The 22,725-nt window shown below is 40.1% G+C and carries 18 protein-coding genes; 9 read left to right on the forward strand and 9 right to left on the reverse strand.

All coding sequences use genetic code 11. The features are described 5' to 3' along the window. Positions 1-7: 7 nt before the first annotated feature. The 3 genes from rpmA to ACQ2HE_RS15970 all read left to right on the forward strand — a co-directional run bounded on the left by rpmA (position 8) and on the right by ACQ2HE_RS15970 (position 2,263). Positions 8-265, forward strand: a complete 258-nt coding sequence (gene rpmA / locus ACQ2HE_RS15960; protein WP_430896830.1) for a 50S ribosomal protein L27 — start codon at positions 8-10, stop codon at positions 263-265. Positions 266-367: 102 nt separating this feature from the next. Next, positions 368-520: a hypothetical protein gene (locus ACQ2HE_RS15965; protein WP_430896828.1), complete on the forward strand. Its 153-nt coding sequence runs from the start codon at positions 368-370 to the stop codon at positions 518-520. Positions 521-604: 84 nt separating this feature from the next. After that, entirely contained in the window at positions 605-2,263 is a 1,659-nt protein-coding gene (locus ACQ2HE_RS15970) for a helix-hairpin-helix domain-containing protein (RefSeq protein ID WP_430896826.1), read from the forward strand. Positions 2,264-2,497: 234 nt separating this feature from the next. Here ACQ2HE_RS15970 and ACQ2HE_RS15975 read toward each other — a convergent pair whose 3' ends face one another. The 3 genes from ACQ2HE_RS15975 to ACQ2HE_RS15985 are packed head-to-tail and all read right to left on the reverse strand — an operon-like array spanning position 2,498 to position 8,299. Then, a complete protein-coding gene (locus tag ACQ2HE_RS15975; protein WP_430896824.1) occupies positions 2,498-6,271 on the reverse strand; it encodes a sensor histidine kinase in 3,774 nt (1,257 codons plus the stop codon). 6 nt (positions 6,272-6,277) lie between these two features. Then, positions 6,278-7,057 (reverse strand): nucleoside triphosphate pyrophosphohydrolase, encoded by a 780-nt coding sequence (gene mazG / locus ACQ2HE_RS15980; RefSeq protein WP_430896822.1) that lies wholly within the window; start codon positions 7,055-7,057, stop codon positions 6,278-6,280. Between the two features lie 3 nt (positions 7,058-7,060). Beyond that, on the reverse strand, positions 7,061-8,299 hold the full coding sequence (locus tag ACQ2HE_RS15985) for a DUF3667 domain-containing protein (RefSeq protein ID WP_430902471.1): 1,239 nt from the start codon (positions 8,297-8,299) through the stop codon (positions 7,061-7,063). Between the two features lie 103 nt (positions 8,300-8,402). Here ACQ2HE_RS15985 and ACQ2HE_RS15990 point away from each other — a divergent pair, with 103 nt between their 5' ends. From ACQ2HE_RS15990 to ACQ2HE_RS16010, 5 genes are all read left to right on the forward strand, one after another. Further along, entirely contained in the window at positions 8,403-9,239 is an 837-nt protein-coding gene (locus tag ACQ2HE_RS15990) for a hypothetical protein (protein WP_430896820.1), read from the forward strand. Positions 9,240-9,391: 152 nt separating this feature from the next. Further along, entirely contained in the window at positions 9,392-10,462 is a 1,071-nt protein-coding gene (locus ACQ2HE_RS15995) for a sensor histidine kinase (RefSeq protein ID WP_430896818.1), read from the forward strand. Then, positions 10,459-11,142, forward strand: a complete 684-nt coding sequence (locus ACQ2HE_RS16000; RefSeq protein ID WP_430896816.1) for a LytR/AlgR family response regulator transcription factor — start codon at positions 10,459-10,461, stop codon at positions 11,140-11,142. The genes ACQ2HE_RS15995 and ACQ2HE_RS16000 overlap by 4 nt, the downstream gene beginning before the upstream one ends. 138 nt (positions 11,143-11,280) lie before the next feature. Next, the gene (locus tag ACQ2HE_RS16005) at positions 11,281-12,663 is read left to right on the forward strand and encodes a DUF3500 domain-containing protein (RefSeq protein ID WP_430896814.1); all 1,383 of its coding nucleotides are present in this window, start codon (positions 11,281-11,283) and stop codon (positions 12,661-12,663) included. After that, entirely contained in the window at positions 12,647-13,942 is a 1,296-nt protein-coding gene (locus tag ACQ2HE_RS16010; protein WP_430896812.1) for a HupE/UreJ family protein, read from the forward strand. Before ACQ2HE_RS16005 ends, ACQ2HE_RS16010 begins: the two co-directional genes overlap by 17 nt. A 99-nt stretch (positions 13,943-14,041) precedes the next feature. Here ACQ2HE_RS16010 and ACQ2HE_RS16015 read toward each other — a convergent pair whose 3' ends face one another. The 3 genes from ACQ2HE_RS16015 to ACQ2HE_RS16025 all read right to left on the reverse strand — a co-directional run bounded on the left by ACQ2HE_RS16015 (position 14,042) and on the right by ACQ2HE_RS16025 (position 18,177). Continuing rightward, positions 14,042-16,219 carry a TonB-dependent receptor gene (locus tag ACQ2HE_RS16015; RefSeq protein ID WP_430896810.1) on the reverse strand — a complete coding sequence of 726 codons (2,178 nt, stop codon included), beginning with the start codon at positions 16,217-16,219 and terminating at the stop codon, positions 14,042-14,044. 229 nt (positions 16,220-16,448) lie between these two features. After that, on the reverse strand, positions 16,449-17,228 hold the full coding sequence (locus tag ACQ2HE_RS16020; RefSeq protein WP_430896808.1) for a phosphatase PAP2 family protein: 780 nt from the start codon (positions 17,226-17,228) through the stop codon (positions 16,449-16,451). A 16-nt stretch (positions 17,229-17,244) separates the two neighbouring features. Next, on the reverse strand, positions 17,245-18,177 hold the full coding sequence (locus tag ACQ2HE_RS16025) for a phosphatase PAP2 family protein (RefSeq protein WP_430896806.1): 933 nt from the start codon (positions 18,175-18,177) through the stop codon (positions 17,245-17,247). Positions 18,178-18,533: 356 nt separating this feature from the next. Here ACQ2HE_RS16025 and ACQ2HE_RS16030 point away from each other — a divergent pair, with 356 nt between their 5' ends. Further along, positions 18,534-20,483, forward strand: coding sequence for a hypothetical protein (locus tag ACQ2HE_RS16030; RefSeq protein WP_430896804.1), 1,950 nt, complete (start codon positions 18,534-18,536; stop codon positions 20,481-20,483). Positions 20,484-20,523: 40 nt separating this feature from the next. Here ACQ2HE_RS16030 and ACQ2HE_RS16035 read toward each other — a convergent pair whose 3' ends face one another. The 3 genes from ACQ2HE_RS16035 to ACQ2HE_RS16045 form a co-directional block, all read right to left on the reverse strand. Continuing rightward, the gene (locus tag ACQ2HE_RS16035) at positions 20,524-21,126 is read right to left on the reverse strand and encodes a hypothetical protein (RefSeq protein WP_430896802.1); all 603 of its coding nucleotides are present in this window, start codon (positions 21,124-21,126) and stop codon (positions 20,524-20,526) included. A 4-nt stretch (positions 21,127-21,130) separates the two neighbouring features. Next, on the reverse strand, positions 21,131-21,625 hold the full coding sequence (locus ACQ2HE_RS16040) for an RNA polymerase sigma factor (RefSeq protein ID WP_430896800.1): 495 nt from the start codon (positions 21,623-21,625) through the stop codon (positions 21,131-21,133). A gap of 160 nt (positions 21,626-21,785) precedes the next feature. Next, positions 21,786-22,712: a hypothetical protein gene (locus ACQ2HE_RS16045; protein WP_430896798.1), complete on the reverse strand. Its 927-nt coding sequence runs from the start codon at positions 22,710-22,712 to the stop codon at positions 21,786-21,788. Between the last annotated feature and the right edge of the window lie 13 nt (positions 22,713-22,725).

A 22,725-nucleotide genomic window follows, 5' to 3' on the forward strand; every position in this document is an offset into this window, starting at 1 on the left:
GTAAATCATGGCACATAAGAAAGGGGAAGGTAGTGTAAAGAACGGCCGCGACTCACAGAGCAAACGTCTTGGAGTTAAGATCTATGGTGGTCAACCTGCTATTTCCGGCAATATCATCGTTCGTCAACGTGGTACTGTATATCATCCTGGTAAAAACGTTGGAGTAGGTAAAGATTATACGTTGTTTGCGTTAACAGACGGCGTTGTGGAGTTTAAGAAAACCAAGAACGATAAGACGGTAGTAAGCGTTTTAGCTGCACAATAAAAAATTTTTTCACAAAATGTGAAAAAATTTTTGACGGTTTGAATTTAGTGTTTATTTTTACCACTGTTAAATTCTATTTACTAACCGTTAAATTTTCAAACAATGGCAACTAAGAAAGCTGCTCCTAAAAAGGCTGCAAAGAAAGCTGCTCCTAAGAAAGCTGCTAAGAAAGCCGCTCCTAAAAAAGCTGCAAAGAAAGCTGCTCCTAAAAAGGCCGCTAAAAAAGCTGTTAAGAAAGCTGCTAAGAAGAAGTAATCTTCGCACTTCAGCTGAAAATACTAAAGTCCTCCACATTGTGGGGGACTTTTATTTTTATCTTGCATTTAAAGTATCCGATTCATGTCGCTCGATAACTACGCCATTGCCGACCAATTCTCGCTTCTGAGTAAACTCACCGATATTCATGGAGGCGACTCCTTCAAATCACGCTCCTACGGGGCCGCCGCTTTTACCATAGAAAAACTTCCGCAGCCATTGGCACAGATGAGCGAAAGTGATATGGCTTCTACTCGGGGTATTGGAGCATCTGCCGCAAAGAAAATAATGGAGATCCTTGAAACCGGCAGTCTGTCGGCTTTGCAAGAACTTATTTCCCAAACGCCACCGGGCGTATTGGAGATGCTTTCAATAAAAGGGCTAGGCCCCAAAAAAATTGCCACCATTTGGAAAGAGATGGAAATCGAATCCATCGGAGAACTCTTGTATGCTTGCAATGAGAACCGTCTTTCCATGTTCAAAGGCTTTGGAGAAAAAACACAGAAGAACATCCAAGAAGGCATTGAATTCTATCTGCAACACCAAGGCAGTTTCTTATACGCAGAAGTAACTGCTTGGTATCCGAACATTGAAGCATATTTGAAGAAGAGTTTTGGCGCAGATAAAGTAGCCGTTACTGGCGCGTATCGCAACCAAGACCTTACAATGGATGAATTGAGTTTTGTAATTGCAGCAGGTATCGATAAAATAAAACCGGTCTTTCAAACAGCACAACCTCCTGAAATAGTAGAAGAAACCGACACCTTTATTTTATATAAATTAAAAATAGGGTTGAAGTTGAAACTCTACAGTGCTGTTTCAAATTTCGGATCAGTATTGTTTGCAACCAGCGGTCATGAAGCGTTTCACCAAGCTTTTGAAAAGCGCTTCCCCATTGTAAAAGAGCAGGAATTTAACAGCGAAGAAGACTTGTTCAAGAAAGCAGGCATCTCCCCTATTCTTCCTATACTCAGAAACGATGCGCATTTTATTGATACTCCTACACCAACTTTAATACAACCGGGCGATATCAAGGGCATCATTCACTCGCACAGTACTTGGAGCGACGGCATGAACAGCATTGAAGAAATGGCAAAAGCCTGTATAGAACAAGGCTATGAATACCTTGTAATCAGCGACCATAGTAAGGCTGCTGCTTATGCGGGAGGACTATCGGAAGAAAAAATAAAAGAACAACACAAAGAAGTGGACCGACTCAACAAAGAATTGGCACCCTTTAAAATATTCAAAAGCATTGAATGTGACATTCTTGGCGACGGTAGCATGGATTACCGCGATGAAATACTTTCCACCTTCGACTTGGTAATTGCATCTGTTCACAGCAACTTAAAAATGAGTGAAGAGAAAGCTATGATGCGTTTGCTTTCTGCTATTCAGAATAAATACACTACTATACTTGGACACATGACGGGCAGATTGTTGCTCAGTAGAAGCGGCTACCCTGTTGATCACAAAACCATTATTGATGCTTGTGCTGAATACAATGTGGTGATTGAATTAAATGCCCACCCTCGACGACTGGACATTGATTGGAGTTGGATCCCTTATGCCACAGAAAAAGGCGTATTCATTTCCATTGATCCGGATGCCCACGCCATTGAAGGCTATCAAGACTGCTTGTACGGCGTACTGGCCGCTCAGAAAGGAGGATTGACCAAAGAACAGAACTTGAGTAGTATGACGAGAGTGCAGTTGGAGGAGTTTTTGGGGAGAAGAAAGTGATTGTGAGTTCTGTGTACTAGGTGTTAGGTGTTAGGCATTAGGCTTTGGGAGTTAGGCATTAGGCTTTTTTTATAATATACAAGCCATTATCATGGAACAAAACTCAAAAACTTATCACTTATAACTTCTTTGAGCTCCTTCTTTAACTCTGTGCAACTTTGTGACATGTATTTAGAAAAGCGGCGAAGCCGCAAACTCAAAAACTAAAAAACAGAAAAACTCAACAACTTCTTACTATTCCTTCGTTCTTACAATCGGCAATTTTACAAAGAACACGGTTCCCTCGCCCTCATGGGTTTCAAACCAAATGGAGCCTTGAGCGTTCTCAACAATGCCTTTACTCATGGCAAGTCCGAGGCCGGTACCTGAAGTTTTAGTAGTGAAGTTAGGGGTGAAAATACGGTCGCGGGTATGGGCAGGAATACCTTCGCCATTGTCTTCTACTTCTATGATGATATGCGCATCTTTGATTGATTCGCGGATGGTGATTTTTTTCAAATCGCGAGAAGAAGCCGCTTCCACAGCATTCTGCAATAAGTTAGTGAACAAACGATTTAGTTGCGTTTTATCGGCAAATACGATCACTCGCTGTGAAATGGGCTGCCATTTGAATTCTGTAGTTTCTGTAGCACTGTAAAGCGCACTGAGCGATTGGAAGATTTCATGCAAATCAAACACTTCATTTTTGGGATTCCCAATATTCGCGAACTGAGAGAAGTCGGACGCTATTTTTGATAAGTGATCGATCTGCTCTACCAAGGTTTTGGCAACATTGGTGGTCATCTCTTTCACGTTAGGAGAATTATTGTCGATTGCTTTTTGTAGGTATTGAATACTTAATTTCATAGGTGTAAGAGGATTCTTGATTTCATGAGCTACTTGACGGGCCATTTGTCGCCAAGCCCCTTCCCTCTCACTCTTCGCCAAGGCAGCGGCACTTTCTTCCAATTTTTGCACCATCTTATTGTACTCAATAACCAATTCCCCAATTTCATCGTTTCTTGTCCAATCAATTTCCTGGTTTTCTTTGCTCAGGTTGATATCACGCATTTTCTGACCAATCAACGTGAACGAATACGTGATTCTATTTGTGATGAAGAGCGCTATTGCACCGGCAATTAAAAAGATAAAGGCATTCAAGTTGATCAGGGTTACTAAGAAATTCGAGATTTCTTGTTTCAATTCACCTTGTGAGCTATAACTTGGCACATTCAGATAAGCGAAAATGGTCCCATCTGCCGTGCGAACCGGATTGTAGATGCTAAGAAAGTCTACCTTTCCCATTCGCTCTTGCTTCACCGTTTGGATAGCGCTCATTACGTGTAGACTGTAATAAGCATCGGGGTTCATTTTATCGCTTAAAACGCCTTTATTATAGATCAGAGGCCTCGACGTAACTCTAAGGGTACCTTGAGGATCGTAGAGGTTGATATCGGTACCATGGATCTCGGAGGTTTCCTCCATGAGTTTAGCCAATTCTTCGTTCACACCGGCTTCGTACAATGCAAGTCCGTCGTTGAAAGTATTGTATTGTTTTAGCTTGTTTTCAACCGATTTGATCATGATTTGCATCGTTCTGCTCAATCGCTCTTGATTGTTCCGGTTGTAGCGATTGATAAAGAACACAATGGTAGCTGCACCAATTACAATGAAGGAAAGCAAACTCACCAATAGGATGGTGCTGTGAATTTGAGATTTGATGCTGAACTGAAAATGCTTTTTAAACACGGACCAACGGAATCGACTTCGGATCACCACTGCAGCCATCCAATAAAGTGCAATAAGCACCAGGAACGTACTGAATAGGTATGCAAACAAGGTAATGGACTCAATAAAAGCATTTCCTTTTTTCGCAATCACCACAATTTTATCGGAACTCTTACGGTACCACAATTCTTCGTAATCTCCGTTCTTTCTGGTTTCGAACTCTGTTCTTGGCAACCTTACTCCTTCTAAAGTTGACGGAAATCCGTATTCATTGTAATAATCGAGTAGTTTATAATCGGAATATATGGCGTAGCTATAAATACCTGTATTTTCAGGCATCATGTATTCCCTCGCCTGGCGAAATAACTCCGGTACCAAAGCGTCTCGTTTATATTTCCTAGGATCGGCGATGATGAAGCAATAACCCAGGGTTGCACTGTCCTCAGTAGAGCGAATTTCTCTTTTGAAAATATATGAATATTGATCGAAGCTTTGTTCAAAATAGCGAAGGTCGGCAATTGAAGTAGGTTTCCCTTGAACATTATAGATGGTGTTCAGGGTATCGTATGAAATGGGATCCTCGTTGTACATCGATTGCGGATTCGCCCCTGCTTCAAACATGTACATTCGAGCATCGAATAAGTTAAGGTATGGGCTAAAATTGACGTTGAGGATGCTATCTTTCAAAAACAGGTTGGTCGATTTGTCTCGGAAACGAAGGTAGTTGTGGGCGAGAAAATCATTGTCTAAATAGGTAAATGCGATACTCAGCAATCGTTCATTCGAAGGGTCGGCTTGAAGGGAAAGTTTTTCAGCAAATCGTTTGCGTTGTTCAAATTCAATTTTCCTGTTTTCTCCGAAAATAATAGTGGAGATAGACATAGAGAATACAAACAACCAAAACAAAACATCTGCCACTTGAAAGCTGCTGCTTAATCCGGCAAAATACTCACGTTGCATTAACCAAACAAACACCACCAACCAAAGTAGGGTCATTAGGTTTAGCTCCATTAAATCGGAGTTGCCAGAGAAAGTGAGAATTAAAAGTCCAACCGCTCCTATAACGATGTAGTTGATATAAGACACCCCATTGCTGAAATACTGAATGTATCTCAACAGCACTTGAGACATTAGAAAATAGGCCAGTCCAAGCGTTGCCAAGGTTCCAAAGGCTACTGCTGAGTATATATTGAGGCTAAAAACATTGGTAACATTAAAGGAAATTTTCGCATCTGCTACAATCGATTGAATTACTCGCGCAAACAAAAGAGTGGAAACCACCAATACTATGGTTAATGCTGCAACCAGTAGCCAATTTAACCAAGAAGGCTGTTTGTTTTCAGAAAAGAAGCGCGGAATTCTTCGATTGATAAAAAATGCTACCCAATAAAAGAGCACAACATTGATGAGCAAATCACCGAGCGATCCGAGTAAATAACTGGAACTATAGATAGCGGGATCAAAAAGTTCGAATTGACGTAAGTCGAGGAGAGACGGAATAAAATAGATGACCAATCGAATCATAATGATAGCTGCAACAAGTACCAGCGCACCTTTCCACCACCCTAGTTTAACAGCTATTTTATGAGCCAACTGATGTACAAACCAGCTTAAGAAGAAGAAGCCGAGCAATACCAATACTATCAATAATGGATCGGCTTTGTGTTGGTTTTCATTGATGGGCTGTAAATAAAACAACGTATTACCGAAAGAGCTGTTGACCTTATGAACTGTAGGTTGTGTTGAATACTGCACATATCGCAAGGCATCAGGGAAATCTTCGAATTCTGTTTGCAGATTTTCTACTTCTACAAAGTATTTGTGCAATACGGGAATGATGGCTTCAATAGCATACCGTTTCCCCTTTAAATTGAGTTGTTTGCTAACATGAACATATTGTCCATTTTTCAAAGTCACCATTCTGCTTACATCCGACTCTTGCATTAGGTTTAGCGGAGGTAGTGCCGATTGGGTATTCCAGAAACGCAAAACCGGTTCACCGGTGTAGGACTCATCATAAATGAAGAATCCATAACCCAATTTGTCTTCTAATAGATCGGTAAGGGTATCTTGTGAATAATTGGAGTTTACAAGAGCAGCAATGAGCGCCGTGTCTTTATTAAGGGATTGAAAGTGCTTCTCTTTTTTTTGAATGTTTTTTTCGATTTCATTGGTGTAGTAAGAAGCCGTGCTGTTACTTCCCAAGAAGCGATTCCAAACAAAAGCAAGTATAAAAAAGACCGTTGCCAAGAGCAACAGGTACAAATTGGTTTGTGCCCATTTTTTTAATGCTTGCTTCAACTCGATCTATTTTATTTTTTTCATACGATTCCACAATTCATCCATTTCGGTCAAACTCATTTCTTCGAGCTTTTTTCCCTCGGCTTTGGCCAGTTCTTCCATACCCATGAATCGAGTCATGAACTTTTTATTGGTCAACTCTAATGAATTCTCTGCATCAATCTGCAAAAACCGTGCATAATTGATCAAAGAGAACATTAAATCACCAAACTCCTCTTGAATCTTATTGGGATCGCCCTCACTAACAGATTCTTTCAATTCACCCATTTCTTCTTCTACCTTTTCCCAAACCTGTTCTTTGGTATCCCATTCAAAGCCAATTTGTTTGGCTTTTTCTTGCAATCGAGTGGCTTTAACCACGGCGGGGAGTGATTTCGGAACACCACTTAAGATCGATTTTTTCCCTTCTTTTAGCTTTAACTGTTCCCAGTTTCTCTTTACATCTTCTTCATTGTTCACTTTAACATCGCCGTAAATATGAGGGTGCCGATGAATCAATTTTGCAGCAATTCCATCCAACACTTCCGTAAGGGTAAACTGCCCTTGCTCCTCGCCTATTTTTGCGTAAAAAAGCAGATGAAGAAATAGATCGCCTAATTCTTCTTTGATCCCTTTCCAATCGGAATCGGTGATAGCATCTGCCAGTTCATAGAGTTCTTCTATGCTGAGGGGTCGAAGCGTATGAATGGTTTGCTTGCGATCCCAGGGGCATTGTTCCCTAAGCTCGTCCATTATAGTCACCATTTTAAGAAAAGCTTCGCTTATAGCTGCTTGTTTGGTAGTCATAGTTTATGCCTGGAATACGGTCCAGCCGAAGAAAATTGTGAACAATAACATCAAAGTGAAGATGGCCAGAATATTGAGAATAATGAACTTCACCAGTGTTTTCGATCTGCTTTGTCCATAGAAATTTCTAAAACATCTGTAGGTGTAATAAAGGCCATACAAAATATAGAGGCCCATTACCCAATTCAGCCAAGTCCAATCCAGCTTGTCTCTTAAGTATTGAATACCCAATAAAACGAGTAGAAACAGGAAAGTATAGATATAGAGGTAGATGAGGAACATCCCATGGTCGGCAAAATAGTATTCCTTGTGTTTACGCCTGTACATCAGCCACAAAAAGAAGGCATAGAGGGGCAAGGAAACGAATAGCATTGCCGGTATTTTATGGAGAAATTTATCGATGAGGGCGTTTATGAAAGCTGCATCATCTCCTTTGTATTTTTCGTCGATTTGAAAGTTTTTGTATCGCATTTGACGTTCAAACCAGCTATCGCGCTTGTCTTCAGGAAGTGCCTTTTGAGCTGAATCGTATTCTGCTTTGTTTTTGAATTCATCGTCATCGGTCAATCGATTGAATCTAACAACATTGCTGTCGTCTTTTTCACTTGTATCCTTTTTGGATTTTGGAGAAGAATCAACCGATGAACTCGTTAATACAGTTGAGTCGCCATTCTTGTACCGATAAGGTTTTGTTCCTGTTGTAGTATCATTTTTTGGCTTGGGAAGATCGAATTGGAAGGGTCGAACTACTTGACTGGTATCGCCATAGTTCTTCACAATTTTCCGAAACCGTTCCATGGAGGCTGTTACAAACTGACTGTCTTTCTGATTTTCCACTGTAAAAAGAGCTTCTTTTTCGAAGCGGTCAATTTTACCGGAATTGAGTCCTTGTGTTCCCACTTTATCGGATTCGATGAGTTTGTGAACGGATTCGAGGTTGAAGAAGACCAGAAAAAAGACGAAAGAAGAAAAAACATACATACGGATGGGATGCAGGTAGGTGGCTCTGCGCCCGGCCATGTATTCTTTCGGGAGGAATCCGGGTTTGCGTATCATTGTTTTCAAGGTCTTGAAAAACTTCCCATCGAAGTGAGTGATATCGCTAAAGAAATGACTGATAAGGGACCAAAGGGTTTCTTTGGGTTCAATGTTTTCTTGTCCGCAGTTTTGGCAAAAATGGCCTTGCACTTCTGTGCCGCAGTTCAAGCAGTTTTTTTCGACTCTTTGTTTGGAGTGGGACACCGTGTAAATTTTCTTAAAATTAAGGATTCGGGGAAAATTTTAGGCAGTTTCTGGTATTAAAACGCATTATATTGCGTTCTAGAACACGTTAAAATTCAATTCAATGAAACATTTGTTGGTATTGGCGGCAAGCGCTTTGATCGTTTTCAGCAGTTCGGCTCAGTTTTTATACAAGGATCTACTTACCGTAGAGGCTGCCAATCAGAAGCATTCTATATTCAAAAAAGAGAAGGTTCATTCCATTGAGTTTATCAGTTTTGATGGCGAAGGCAAGCCTATTGAAGGATTCTCGAGCAATCAAATGGTAAACAAAGCCAGTACAGAAGTGGCCACCACTACTTCTACTCCCCTAGGCGCTCCTACTTACAGCGTAGGATATTACAACAGCAATGCACAATTGATCAAGTCATTTGACACTACCGATGGTTCCAAAACCACGGTAACCTACGAATACAATGCCGGTGGGAAATTGGCTAGAATCTTAAACATTACAGTATCTGCAGGTGATTTTAAGATCAAGGAAGAACATTTGTGGAGCTATGGAACCGACGGTTCGCCGGTTAAAATGTTGAAAGTAAAAAACGATAAAGACACCACCGTTGTAACTTTCATTAAGGACGAAAAGGGAAACATCATTGAGGAAAGAAGCACCCAAAAGGGCAAGCCCCTACCTACCTACTACTACTATTACGACGATGCAAAGCGCCTTACGGATGTAGTGCGCTATAATATTGCAGCAAAAAGACTGTTACCTGACTATGTGATGGAATACAATGAAAAAGGTCAGTTGGCCACATTCATGGTAGTTCAGGAAGATGGGGACTATCAAAAATGGTATTATAGCTATGATGAAGACGGACTGAAGGCTTTGGACGCTTGTTATTCTAAGAGCAAGGTGTTGATTGGAAAGGTGGAGTACAATTATAAGTACTGGGAGTAATACAAATTAAGAATTAAGAGTTAAGAATTAAGGAATCCCGACGAAAGTTGGGATTTTTTTGTTGATAGAGGGAAGGAGGCCCCACTGAAAGCACGAATTCGGCATCTGACTTATTGTGTATCTTAGTTAACCATTAGCTACACAGTAAAAACATGAATTCATCTACCGCACGATATCGAAATGGCCTGTTGCATTTGTTTGTATTCTTCCTTTTTTTGGTGGTACCATTGATCGCTTTTGTGAGACCTCCCGGTGAGCACCTATTTCAATTAACCCGGCCCTTTGTACAAAACACTGTGGCAAATACGCTTTTGTATGGCTTCTTTTATCTGAATTATTACCTCTACATTCCACAATTCTTCTATACCAAGAAATACGTTATTTACATCGCTTTATCGGCTGCTACCTTGTTTCTACTATTATCGATTCCCCATTTGGCGGGCAGTAATTTGATGGATCAAGGAATGATTCAAAAAAGTGAGCTAGAGCGATTAGAGGAAGCCAATTTTTCTATACCAAAGCAAAAAAGTGGTTGGCTCTTTGCCTTTGATGAAGTAAGAAGGCATTTGTTTTCAATATTCAGTGCCGTATTTCTTTCCTTACTCTTTAAAGCTAGAGAACATGTAGCTCAATTGCATGAAGAGAAATTACAAGCTGAATTGCTGTTATTAAAAAATCAGATCAATCCGCATTTCTTGTTCAATGCTATGAACTCGGTATACTCGTTGAGTTTAACAGGTAGTGAAAAAACAGCAAAGGCCATACATGAGCTATCTGAAATATTGCGTTATTCGATGAAAACAGCGAATGAAAGCAGCATTTCTTTGAGAAATGAAATTGAATATATAAACAATTACCTCGCGTTCCAAGAAATCAGGCTTGGCGATACCGCCAAAATTGAACATACAATTTCGATTGAACGAGAGCAGCTAAAAATAGCTCCTATGATTTTGATCTCGTTTATTGAAAACTGCTTCAAGCATGGCATCAATAACGACGCGAATAGTAATCCGATTCGAATTTCAATCGAAGAAAAAGAGGGCCTCCTAACTTTGACCACCTTCAACAACAAATACACTACTAGATCGGTAATTTCAGGAGGCATTGGCGTGAACAATACCTTGCAGCGACTGGCCCATTTGTATCCGAATAGCCATACGTTGAAAATTGAGGACAATGCAGCATACTTTCAACTTCAGTTAACGCTAAAACTTGCATCATGAAAGCAATTGCATTAGACGATGAACCACTGGCAATTCAAATCATTGAATCATTCTGCAAGAAAGTACCCCTAATTGAATCGATACAAGGATTTACCAATAGTAGTATGGCGGCTTCACATTTAAGAGCGGAAGCAGTCGACTTGATGTTTCTCGACATCAACATGCCATCAGTAAATGGCTTAGATTTTTTCAGATCGCTTACAGTAAAGCCTTTGCTTATTTTAACCACTTCTTACAGTGAATTTGCATTGGATGGCTACGAACTTTCAGCTATTGATTATTTGTTAAAACCTTTTTCTTTCGATCGCTTTTTGAAAGCTGTAGAAAAAGCCCAAAAACAATCTGAATTATTGAAGTTGAATTCTGCTTTGGGAGGCTTGTTAACAATCAAAGCAGATTTGGGTCTAGTTCAAGTACCTATCCAAGATATATTATACATTGAAGGGCTCGATAATTATATTAAAATTCATTTGGAAGATGGAAACTTCGTTTTATCGAGAAATACCCTGAAAGCAATTTTAAACGATCTTCCAACCCAGCAATTCTTCCGGATCCATAAGTCTTACATCGTATCAAAAAGCAAGATCAACTATATCGGCACAAAATATGTAAAAATAGGTACTATTGAACTCCCCTTTGGAAAGAGCTATGAGGCTGATTTAAAAGGATTTCTTAAATAAAAGCTAAAGGCCTATGGTTCACCCCTAAATTAAAGGTGTTCACCACATATCACATTTTTAAGCTAAACCATTGTCCGTTTTTTGCATCCATTAGAATGACACGCAGGCAACTGCCCTCATTCACGCAAAAAATGTACTATGATTAAGAGACTCCTTACAGGCGCAAGTATCCTTTCTATACTTGTAATTATCCTGGTAGCTTGTAAAAAAGATACCAGTTCCACCAGCAGTGGAACGAGCAGTGCTAGTATCACCGCACTCAATTGTTCTTCAGCCACCGTTTCAGGTACCATTACGGCGGGCACCGCATTTTCAGGAACCGTTTCGGTACCTTATACCGGAGGTAATGGGGCTGCCTATAGTGCAGGTTCAGGCATTTCTTCTACAGGAATAACCGGTTTAACGGCTACTTTAAGCGCGGGAACATTAGCCAGTGGGGCAGGAAGTATAAGTTATTCTATTTCGGGAACGGCCAGTGGTGCAGGCACCGCCAGTTTTGCGTTAAGTTTTGGCGGACAAACATGTACACTGAGCGTAACAGTAAGTTCCTCCACTACTACAAGTTCCTGTGACGCTTTATCGGGCGTATCTCAAATCGTGTGCTTAGCTGAAGCATTCAAGGCAACTTTAAGCTCTTCTCAGTTGAGTGCTGTTCAACTTGATTACACATTTAGTAATATCAAAACTTGGTCTAATTTACCAGCCGCCATGTCGGCGCGTTTGGGAATAAGCACGGGATCAATGAGCACCGCACAATTAACGGCATTCAAAGCCTTGGTAAAAGCTATGAGTGGTCAAAGTACAGCCAACGAAGGCTGGGATGAAGTACAGCAATTATGGTATGCCGATGATTATCTTTATTCTGTGGGCGGAGGAAGCTCCTATGGTTCAGGCAACTATTATATCGCATTTTTCGGAACGCCTTCTACCACCGGAAAATTCGAGATCATGATGACCGGGCATCACAAAACAGTAGCCAATACATATAGTGCAGGTTCTCTTGTTGCAGCAACACCACATTTCGCTGCAGTGGAGCCTCTTTCTTTTACTTGGAATGGTGCAACATATGCCCCAATTAACCAAGAAAAAGACGCGTTTGTGGCAATTTTAGCGAGCTTGAGTAGCAGTGAGCTCAGTACAGCAAAATCAAGCTCAACTTATACAGACTTGATTTTAGCACCCGGAAAAGACTGGCAATTCCCTACAACTTACACAGGACTTCAAGTAGGAACGTTGAGTTCTGATAAGAAGACATTGGTTTTAAATGCCATTAAGACCTATGTAAACGATATCAGTGATGCGGAAGCGGCAACGATACTTGCTTTGTATACTTCGGAACTCGACAATACATATGTGACCTATAGTGGCACAACTGCTATGTCAACCAAAAACGATTATATCCGAATAGATGGTCCGCATGTTTGGATCGAATTCAGCGTACAAGGAGGTATTATTTTAAGTGGAGTTCACTACCATTCAATTTGGAGAGATAGAGTATCAGACTATGCAGGTACAAAATAAGTTTTTAAGGCTCGGATTTCTAATTCCTGCACTCATCATAGGATGGGTGCAGGTTTTTGCACATCCCATGCCGAATTCAAAAGGAGGCATTCATGTTGGTTCAACACAACTTCGAATAGAGTTGAATACTCCTGTTGACGATTTGGAAATAGCATTTGGCAAAAAGATCGATTTATCAAATGAACATTCAAAAAAGGAAATTGCAAATTATTATTTAAGTCATTTTACTGTTCAAGACCCGCTTCATTCAATTTGGGACATTCAATTTGACACCATCTATCGTTCAGAAACCAGCGATTCAATTGTAGGCAACTATAAAGAGTTTACTGCTTCTTTGTTATTGACTCCTTCTAACAAAGAAAGCTTGCGGAATTTTGAGATCAAATCGGATTTGATCATACATCAAATACCCAATCATTCCATTTTGTTTTCCATTGATCAGGATTGGAGCAACGCAATTGACGCCTCGAACGTGAAAGAGGTAGGCGTCATTTCTCTCGACATTCCAACAGGCAAGATCTTCCCATTACAAGTGAAGATAGAAAAAGGCAGCTGGTGGAAAGGATTTGGGAACATGTTTCAACTAGGAATGAGTCACATTAAAGAAGGTACGGACCACCTTTTGTTTCTTTTGACATTATTGATTGCCGCTTGTTTTGTTTCTTTTGAAGGCAAATGGGTGGGATTTGGAGGGCCTTCGTATAGTTTGAAAAACATCGTTCGAATTGTTACAGCATTTACAATAGGTCACTCTATCACATTGATACTTTGTGCATTTCAGGTATTGAGTTTTCCGCAACAGCCAATTGAGATCTTAATTGCCATTTCCATACTTGTAACAGCAGTTCATGCCATCAAACCCATCTTTCCTGAAAAAGAGAAACTCATCGCAGGAATCTTCGGGCTTATTCACGGCGCAGCTTTCGCTTCCACATTAACAGAACTGAAGTTGGATGGAGGAACACTTGCCTTAAGTTTATTTGGCTTCAATTTGGGGATCGAAGTGATGCAGCTTTTAATTGTACTACTCTGTATTCCTGCAATCTTTTTATTCTGCTACTCAAGTAGTCAGAATGAATTTAGAATTGCCGGTGGTGTAATAGCTAGTATTGCAGCATCAGGTTGGTTGGTGCAAAGAATCTCAGGAAAAAACAACTTCATAAGTTCTTTGTTTGACGTAATAACCCTCCATCCTATGAACACAATCATCACATTTACCGGTATAGCTTTTTGCACATTACTGCTGTCGAAAGCATTGGTGAAGTTCAAACTTACCTAAGTTAATTTCTATGATACCTCGTTGCTCTGACTTAAATTGATCAAAGCACTTAAATTGACTGAGTGTTGTTCTTTGAGTTTTTTCAGAACAACACTCTTCTTATTTAAAATAAACAGTAAACATCAATTTGGCAAACAATGGGGTGCCCGGAGTAAAATGAATCTCCGTTACGGGAGTAACTTCATTGTATAATTTACTCTCCGTGTTGAATTGTGTTTCCTTCCATTTAGTATTGAAAAGGTTTTGTACAGAAAGTCCAATATCCCATTTTTCTTGCGTATAGTTTACTAGCAGGTCGGCTACAAAATAACCTTTGGCGATCACTTGATTGAATTCATCAGCAGGTCTATCGCCCATGTATCGATAACGGAAACTCCCGTTCCATTTATTGGTCGCTTTATAGGTAAATCCTCCAGTACTTGTAATAATTGGCGCCAACGGAATGTAGGACTCCGCTTTCGGTACGTCTAAAGACCGAGGTTTGGCCAGGTTCATATCAAATTCAGCAAACAAGTTCTTGGCGAGTTCATAACGGGCCGACAAATCGAATCCAATACGTTTTGTTTTGCCTCCCGCTTCAACTACTCCTTCATCGCCTACATAAATGAATTCTTGATCAAGCATCAAATACCAAACGGCAGTTTGAATCAAGAGTTTGGGGCCAATTTTCGTAACCATTCCCAGATCAACTCCATAAGCAGCCGGCAATGCTTTTCGCTTTTCCACTACTGTTACTCTAGTATCATTACTATGAAACCCGCGCCCGAGGTATAAATAGAACTTGGTTTGCTTATTTGCAGTGTATTGTAATTGAAACTTCGGAGAAAAAATTGCATTTGAGGCTCTACCGGAAGTATCTACTAGTTTATCAAAATAATAGTTGGTGAAATAGTCGAAGCGAAGTCCTGCGGTGGCTTCCCATTTCGAACCAAGGCTTGAATTCAAGGAAGCATAGGCTCCTGAATTTGTTTCATGTACATCACCAAGCCTTATTCGATTGAGGGTTATTTCTTTGAGTTTGGTATGTGATAGTTCTATATCATTTACATAATCTACTCTTGCAAAAAACCCTGCTTTAAAATACGCGTTGGAAAGCAATCGATTCAATTTGGTTTGAAAATTAGAATTCCAGCCGAGAATGGTACGATCTTCTTTCTGGCGAATCTGATCTCCATTCACAGGATCGTTTTTAAAGAAGGTGAAATTGGAATATAGTTCGAATTTATATTTTGAATAATACAATTGGTTTTGCCAATGAGCACCATTTTTGAAATCGGTTTTAACGCCGGCTGAAACATTGTAACGTCCAGTAGCACCACCTTCGGTAGAATCAATGGCTCCATAAAAACCAATCAATCCCGCTGCCACAGCACGATCAGGAATTTGCCCAGAAGCATCCCATTTACTTTTGAAACCGGTGGCCTGTAAATGAATAGTGGATGATTCGGATATTCGTTTGGTATACTTTACAATTCCGTTAAATCGACTAAAATACTGCGGTACATCAAAATAACCATCGGTATAGGAAAGTTCGCCGGCTACTAAAAGATTGTGCTCGGCGCTTCGCTTTTTCTCGGAAATTAAATTTACTCCTGCCGCAATTCTTCCTGTGTTGAATTGTCCGCCTTCAATTTTCACAAAATTGTTTTCAAGCAGGTCTTTGGTTTTAAAATCCACAAAGCCTGCTGTAGTTAGATTTCCTTTTTCAGCAGTGTAAGGCCCCTTTCCGAAGTTCACGCGGTCAATCATTTCGGGAATTAAAAAATGGAGGTCGGCATAGCCTTGACCATGCGCATGACTGACCATATTCACCGGCATTCCATCTACTGTAATGCTCACATCGGTACCGTGATCAACATCAAAACCTCGAAGAAACAATTGCTCTGCCTTACCACCACCGGCATGTTGACCAATAAATAGTCCGGGAACAATGCGCAGCACTTCTTGCGAATTGGCAATTGGACGGGTATGAATGTCTAAATCGGAAATGGTTCGGAAAACGGACTTATTCAAGGTTCCCACCACACTCACTGCCTTCAAGCTAATGTTACTGGGTGAAAGGTAGATCAGATTGATTTTTTGAGTCGTCAACTTTGAAGCGATCAATTGCTGTGATTCGTATCCAAAGGCAGTCAGTTCAAGAGTATCAGAGGATATCGCTTTTATAAATGCGACACCTTGTTCACTGTTCACCAATTGAAAATTGGACTTATTTAACAGGGTGAAATCCGATACAGGTTGATTCGATTTTAGGTCGATCAGGCGTATTTTATACACTGCAATTTGAGCTCTAATATCGGAGGAAATAAATAGTAAAAAAAAGAGTACTAAAACGCTTAGAAAAAACGAACCTATCCTCATTAAATTATATTAAATCACAAGTTTAGAAAAAGTCTACAAAAAACAAACTACATTTTCGGATATGTGGCAAACCGGCATATTTTAGGGGTAAGAGGATATGATAAAAATTATGATTTAAGAGCATTTTAAGTTCGCGCTTGTAATATTAAAATTTGGATTGAAAACACAATCCTACTGCTCCGTTTTTATAAGTTGGTAAAATAATGTTTTTTGAGGAAGATTTTTTGAACACCCATTTTTTTAGTTTTGGATAAACCCAATAAGTGAATCGAGTTGATGCGATCCCGACTCCTGCCCCGGCCACCACATCACTGAACCAATGCTTGTTATTATAGATACGGAGATAGCCGGTGGCGGCGGCAAATAGATAACCTGAATAAGCTAAGAGCGGATTTTGATGTTGAAATTCCAATCGCATCATTTCTGCGCCTGCAAACCCCTCAGCAGTGTGACCACTAGGAAACGACTCGTAGGACGAGCTGTCGGGGCGCTGTTGATGCGAAATTCGTTTGATAGAAGTAACGGTCGTGTTCAACACTACATTAGTTAATCCGAATAACACCACTTGTTCAAGTGGCTTGTGCTCAGCCTTCACTCCAAAACCTGATAAAGCAACAGTAAGAATTGCGGGTGTGAACTGACAAAAGTTATCGGCGTGTTGCTTTGGATGGGGATTTTCCCAAACCATTTCTTCTTTGATACTATTGTTTAAATCTTTGAGCGCTTGAATTTTAATCGCACTTACTCCATAGCCAAACATTATTGCCGGCAAAATAAAGGAACGACCAGTTATGTGTATCGACTTCTGTTCTATATGCGCAGTATTTGAATCAGATTTAGAATCGACTATTGCAGTATCTTGAGCGAAAGTCTGAGTTGATGCTATCAAAAGCAATAGGCTTACTATAAATTGTGACTTTTTCATATGTGCTTTACTTGGACTACAAATATGATTTTACTTTTTGTTCAGGTTTTACGCGGTGACGCATGGTGGTTATTCTCCCCGACAAATAACCTATGGCTAATGCAAGCGGATAATCACCCGCCCAATGCACTTCCGTATTCATCATGGCCCAGGCACTAAGACTCATGATGGAATAACCAACAGGTTTGATCCATTTCTTTTCAGGATAATTGTAGGAAAGTACTGTTATAGTAGCCATTAAGGTTGACAGGTGACCGGAAGGAAATCCGTCGTAGTTGCTGGTATTAGTTTGATATTCTTTAAAAGAAGGAAAGGGTCGCCAGGCACCACCTGATTTTGTTGACACAAAGGGACTCTCTCTGCCGGTCATGCGCTTTAGAATTTGAGTGGTAAGCCCCATCGTAACGAAGGTTTCAGTAAGATCAATTGCAGTAGCCATTGCTCTCCTATCTTTTGAAATAGCACCGTACACAGCCATGCCGCCAGCGAGGATCATGCTGGTGCCTCCTTCTCCTAATTGATACAATCCGGTGTTTAGATTTTTGGGGATCTTAATGATTTTTGTATCTCCAACTTGAAACGCTATGTGGTAATTGGTGTTAGGACTCAGCCCTATTTGATCACTAAAATGCCTGACCCCATTGATAATGTTTTGATCTTCGGCAATTAAAACTCCGGTTGAAACGGCCACGGCGGCTAAAGCAGGTAAGTTGCGCTTTTGAAAGGGAGCTTTGGCGATTTGCCAGATGTTGGAGGGTGTATATGCAATCTGTTTAAAAAGATGGGGGGCAGAAAAATACAGACTGTCTTGCTTATACATATGAAGATCGTATTCAGGAACTACCACACCGGAATCGGACTGAGCGTATGCACTGGTATTGGCGCAAACTATCAGTATACTCAGAGTGATATACCTTGAAAACGACGTTACTAAAAACGTCTTTTTCATTACTTGTTAATTTAAATTGTAGTGTGTGGTTCTAAAGCCCTTGCTCGGAAGAACATGCAAATATTCATTAATTGATAAAATAATCACTATTTACGGTGTTAGTTTTCAATCACTTAACAATTAAGCCATAAATAAATAATGTTACCGTTCTTTTATCCGGTTATAAATCGAAGAAATGAGTGCTTCAGGTTGTACAAAGAGAAAAAAGGAGCATCTTTATTCAATTGAAAAAAATCCAATCTTCAGGCAATCAACTTGCCACTCTAGACTTATTTTGAAGCATTAAATGGACACCGTAACTTAGATTTGTAATGTGATGATGGTGATACAGTGACACTTCTAAAATCAGACCATTCATGCGCACCATACGCTACTACATCAACTCCTCTTTCATTAAGAAATTCCATCTTAGTATTTACCTACTAATTCTAATGAGTACGAATGATAGCGCTTTTGCACAAGTTGATAATGAACGAAGAATTCAAGACAGTGTAGTTGGATGGTGGACTACGCAACGATTTGACAATCTCCTAAAACCTAGTACTGACCCTGTTTATAAAAAGCGCGTAGCAATTGATGATCAAATAGTTTCTTGGATGAAAAAGTCGTATCAACCTGTTGGTGGACTGGGAACTTACAGGCGACAAAACTTCAAGAATGTTTTTGGGGTCTATTTTATGGTATGGAATGTAAGTTTTGATCCAATGTGGCTGGATGAAAAAAAGCAATTCAAGCCAATTTCAGAAGAGAATACGCCATTTGGCATTCAAGCAAATGCGATCCCGGGCTCCTATCCTATTGAATATTTCAATGAAGTATCTAAATCATATTATTTCACCTGGCCAGCGGATGGTTATACATCGGAACCTACTAAAAGAAAAGATCTGGCACTAAAACAAGCACCCGCCAGTAAAACCTTTTTCACACGGAGCAATGAATTACAGGCTGTTTTTATTGGTCCTGAAAACCGGCTTCCTTTTCTACCTGTTACTATTGGCGAATACCTTGATATGGCTTCAGCCTCTTACGAAAAGCAATTGAAAAATAGAAAAGATCGAATTGACTCCCAGTGGCCGGGATCTTCTGCGGCAGATCAAAAATCAAGAGAGTCGGCCTACGAATATGTAGTGAAGGAATATGAAGGCTATAAACAGAACATTTTCAAGTATAAGGAAAAATACCAGTCTCGTTTAACCGAACCGGCAGTTTTACGAAACATGCAACCTAGTTTCATAGGCGATTTTTCAAATGGTACGAATCCTTTTGAGATCAGCTCTTCCCAAAAAGAACGGAATGCTATTTTTCCGGTTTACAAGCTGTTAGAAGAAACTATGATTAAATGTCAGTCTCCAATACCGCAGTGGATCGCAGCTTGGTATCCTTATGAGCGCAAAGAAGACGGTAACCAACTGTATGAAATGTACCGTAGCATGACCGAGCACATTAACTATGACTACATTTATAATTATTTCTATGATACCATTAAGGTTAAAGGAAAGGAATACCGTCCACTAAATGAAGAAGATTTGACCCAGCGATTGAATGCATACAGAAACAAGAAAGGAGTAGTATCAAGTTTGCCGAGTGCTACTACCAAAAATGGGGCTTGGTTTAGCGATGATTTGAGTGATGCAATGGTGGGAAATAAACCACGCAATTGGTATTTCAGAACATACGGTGAACATCATAGTGTTGCTCAGATCAATGGCCTAGCTGGAAACTGGATCAAATTGGGATACAATAACCCTATTACTCCAACTGGCGTAAAGAAACCATTACCCAAAAATTTCAGTTTTGAATTCGATCTTGCTACAGATGCTTTCTCGGAAAGAACAGGTGCTAAAGTGAATTTACTATTAAGTAGTTGGGAATTGAATGAAGATGGTACCGCTCGGAAAAACGGAAATGGCTTTACCTATTCTTTGTCGTTTACAGCAGGAGATGAATCGGATTATAACAACAATAATTACAGCGGAGAATTATTAGTGGCTCTTTCTACCAGTCCTGCTGTTAATAGTGAAAATGGATTGGAAGGTGCTTTTATCAAAAAACCACTACTCAACTTTACCAATAGGAAACGAAAAATTCACGTGGAGTTGAAGATTATCAATGGGGGGCTTGAACTCTTTGTGAACGGAAACAAACTAGCAACAACAGGCGATTTCAAGCTTGGTTACGGAGGCGGGTGCAATAATTGTCAATTGAGATCAGATCAAGTATTCAATTACTTTCAATTTAAGAATCAAACAAACAATGCAACAGCTATTGGTGCCTATATTGGAAATATAACAATTAAAGCTTTGTAAGGGCAGACTGAACCAATGGGCTCAGCCTGCTCTCATTTTCTTAAGCTTCCATCTTTTCTATGGCCGCTTTCAGAAAGTTAAGGTGTGTTCCGTAGGTTCGAAGCATTCGCTTTCTACCTAAATAAAGCACTAATACCAGTATACCAACATAAGCTAACCCACGTAAAAACGGATGAACAAGGTACCAGTCTCTTAATTCAAGGTTCATCACTGCATCCAATCTAGCCTCTACCACAACTATCATTGCAATCATCAAAACGGCGTGCACTACTTGAAACCAGATCAACCCGTTTTCAATGCGCTTTACATCACGAAGCATAGAAGCTTTTACGGAAGCATTGTACTGCTGTAGCTTTCCCACAATCAGAAAATTGATTCCAAAATAAACTCCTAATAAAAGGAGCGCTAAGCTAAAAATTCCGAATTCAGCACTCTTCCATAATTCGGGTTTCACATAAAGATCGTATCCCAATACTACCATTGCCACCGGGAAAATCAATAACTGGTTTAAAAATTTGGTTCGCAAAGAAGCTACAGGACCATAGCTTTGATTGTTAAGGAAAACTTCCGCTTCATTTTTCGAAGGCTTTAATTCTTCAGAACTTTGATTGTTCCATTCTTTTTTAAAAATATCGAGTTCCATGTTTTTAATTTTTTGTAAGTTTTTTTAATCGTTCTTTTATTCTTGACATCTTTACGCGTAAATGAGCTTCGTTAATACCGAGAATGTCTTCCATTTCTTGGTACGACTTATCGTCTAAATACAACATCACAATGGCTTTACTGATTTCATCGAGAGTTTTGATGGCATCGTATAAAGCGGCCAGTTGTTGTTCCCTTTCTTTTCCATCATCGGGATGAAATGAGGGTTCCGGAATTTGCGTGGGATCTCTATACTCTACTTTGGAGTTTTTGGTTTTTCGAATGCCCGAAATAGCTGTGTATACTGCCACCCGATACATCCAAGTAGTAAATTTGGCTTCGCCTCGAAAGCTTTCAAACCCCTTCCAAAGTTGAATCATGATCTCCTGATAAAGGTCTTGGCGTTCATGATCGGTATGCCCGTAAATTCGGCAGACCTTGAAAATCAAGAGTTCATGCTCTTTTATCAGTTGTAAAAATTGCTGTTTATCCGGTTTCAATTGGTGTTGTTTACAGAATAGTGTAGGTTCAATGGAAAAAGTAACAGAGGAACATGGCTTTTTTAGAAAATTAATTACCTCCCTCCAAACCAAAGAACCATGAGTGCCGGATTGAATTGAAAAAATAAGATGGGGCATTGCGCCATTCCCCTTGCTGGTATTAGCGAATATCAGATTGAAACACCCAATCTGGTACGTCCGCCCCTTCTTCTCTCAATATTAAATTCATTTGAGCTGCATGGTGTTGCAAATGACGCATGTTGTAGAGCACTATTTCAACATAACTATAGTCCATCGTTTTGGAACTGTTGATCCATCGAGATTGAATACCTTGATGTTTCACTTCCGGAATAAAACGAAGGAATTGAGCCCTGCAATGGGCCATATAGTGAAGTAATTCAGCTTTCGTATACACTCTGTTCGGCATTCGATCTTCGAACTCGGAGCTATCAAATGGAAAAGGCGGTTGGAAATTCGCGGGGTCTTTCGACAAGTAGTAATCGGCGAAGAATAAAACATGGTAGGCCTGATACCAGTAATTGCGAGGAGTATCCCACATATGATCAGGGCAAAAGACGATGGCATTTTCTACCATCTTTAAAGCAGCCCCGAATTGCCGGCTCAAATCTGATTGCAATGAAACAGACGCGATAGGTTTCATTGGCTGTTTGACAGTTTCTTGAGTGGGCTCTTTTTCATTCGACCGAACCAGCGCATTGATGCCTATTCCTACTAACCACAAAACAGAAAAAATGACCAAACCCTGTGTATTCGCTTTAACATCTTCAGGATCGAAACGGCCGTGAATGCGCGAACCGGTAATTCCATTGGAAAATTCTTGTGCCCATTCAATTCCAACCCCCATTAAAAACAAACCGATAAAAACCAACACATGTGCCCACCATTTCTTCCCAACAAAAAGAAAATTGAGAAAAGCAGCCGCTCCGAAATAGAAAAGGCTGTGAAGCTCTTTGTCGTAGTGGTGAAACCGAGACGGCAGTTTGATCATAAAGCCATAGAAAGCCACGCCAAAACAGAGGGCGGTTATCAGCATTTTTTGCTTTGTCGTCAGTTTCAATATAAACATGCACCGAATTTTA

It is taken from the genome of Endoryza foliicola (assembly GCF_050589245.1).
GTDB lineage: Bacteria > Bacteroidota > Bacteroidia > Chitinophagales > Chitinophagaceae > Endoryza > Endoryza foliicola.

Bases quoted from the DNA above. Each gene is read 5' to 3' on its own strand.
- ACQ2HE_RS16045 (WP_430896798.1), bottom strand. From the start codon at position 22,712: ATGTTTATATTGAAACTGACGACAAAGCAAAAAATGCTGATAACCGCC.
- ACQ2HE_RS16005 (WP_430896814.1), top strand. From the start codon at position 11,281: ATGATTAAGAGACTCCTTACAGGCGCAAGTATCCTTTCTATACTTGTA.
- ACQ2HE_RS16035 (WP_430896802.1), bottom strand. From the start codon at position 21,126: ATGGAACTCGATATTTTTAAAAAAGAATGGAACAATCAAAGTTCTGAA.
- ACQ2HE_RS15965 (WP_430896828.1), top strand. From the start codon at position 368: ATGGCAACTAAGAAAGCTGCTCCTAAAAAGGCTGCAAAGAAAGCTGCT.
- ACQ2HE_RS15990 (WP_430896820.1), top strand. From the start codon at position 8,403: ATGAAACATTTGTTGGTATTGGCGGCAAGCGCTTTGATCGTTTTCAGC.
- ACQ2HE_RS16030 (WP_430896804.1), top strand. From the start codon at position 18,534: ATGCGCACCATACGCTACTACATCAACTCCTCTTTCATTAAGAAATTC.
- ACQ2HE_RS16010 (WP_430896812.1), top strand. From the start codon at position 12,647: ATGCAGGTACAAAATAAGTTTTTAAGGCTCGGATTTCTAATTCCTGCA.
- ACQ2HE_RS16025 (WP_430896806.1), bottom strand. From the start codon at position 18,177: ATGAAAAAGACGTTTTTAGTAACGTCGTTTTCAAGGTATATCACTCTG.
- rpmA (WP_430896830.1), top strand. From the start codon at position 8: ATGGCACATAAGAAAGGGGAAGGTAGTGTAAAGAACGGCCGCGACTCA.
- ACQ2HE_RS15995 (WP_430896818.1), top strand. From the start codon at position 9,392: ATGAATTCATCTACCGCACGATATCGAAATGGCCTGTTGCATTTGTTT.
- ACQ2HE_RS15970 (WP_430896826.1), top strand. From the start codon at position 605: ATGTCGCTCGATAACTACGCCATTGCCGACCAATTCTCGCTTCTGAGT.
- mazG (WP_430896822.1), bottom strand. From the start codon at position 7,057: ATGACTACCAAACAAGCAGCTATAAGCGAAGCTTTTCTTAAAATGGTG.
- ACQ2HE_RS16000 (WP_430896816.1), top strand. From the start codon at position 10,459: ATGAAAGCAATTGCATTAGACGATGAACCACTGGCAATTCAAATCATT.
- ACQ2HE_RS16020 (WP_430896808.1), bottom strand. From the start codon at position 17,228: ATGAAAAAGTCACAATTTATAGTAAGCCTATTGCTTTTGATAGCATCA.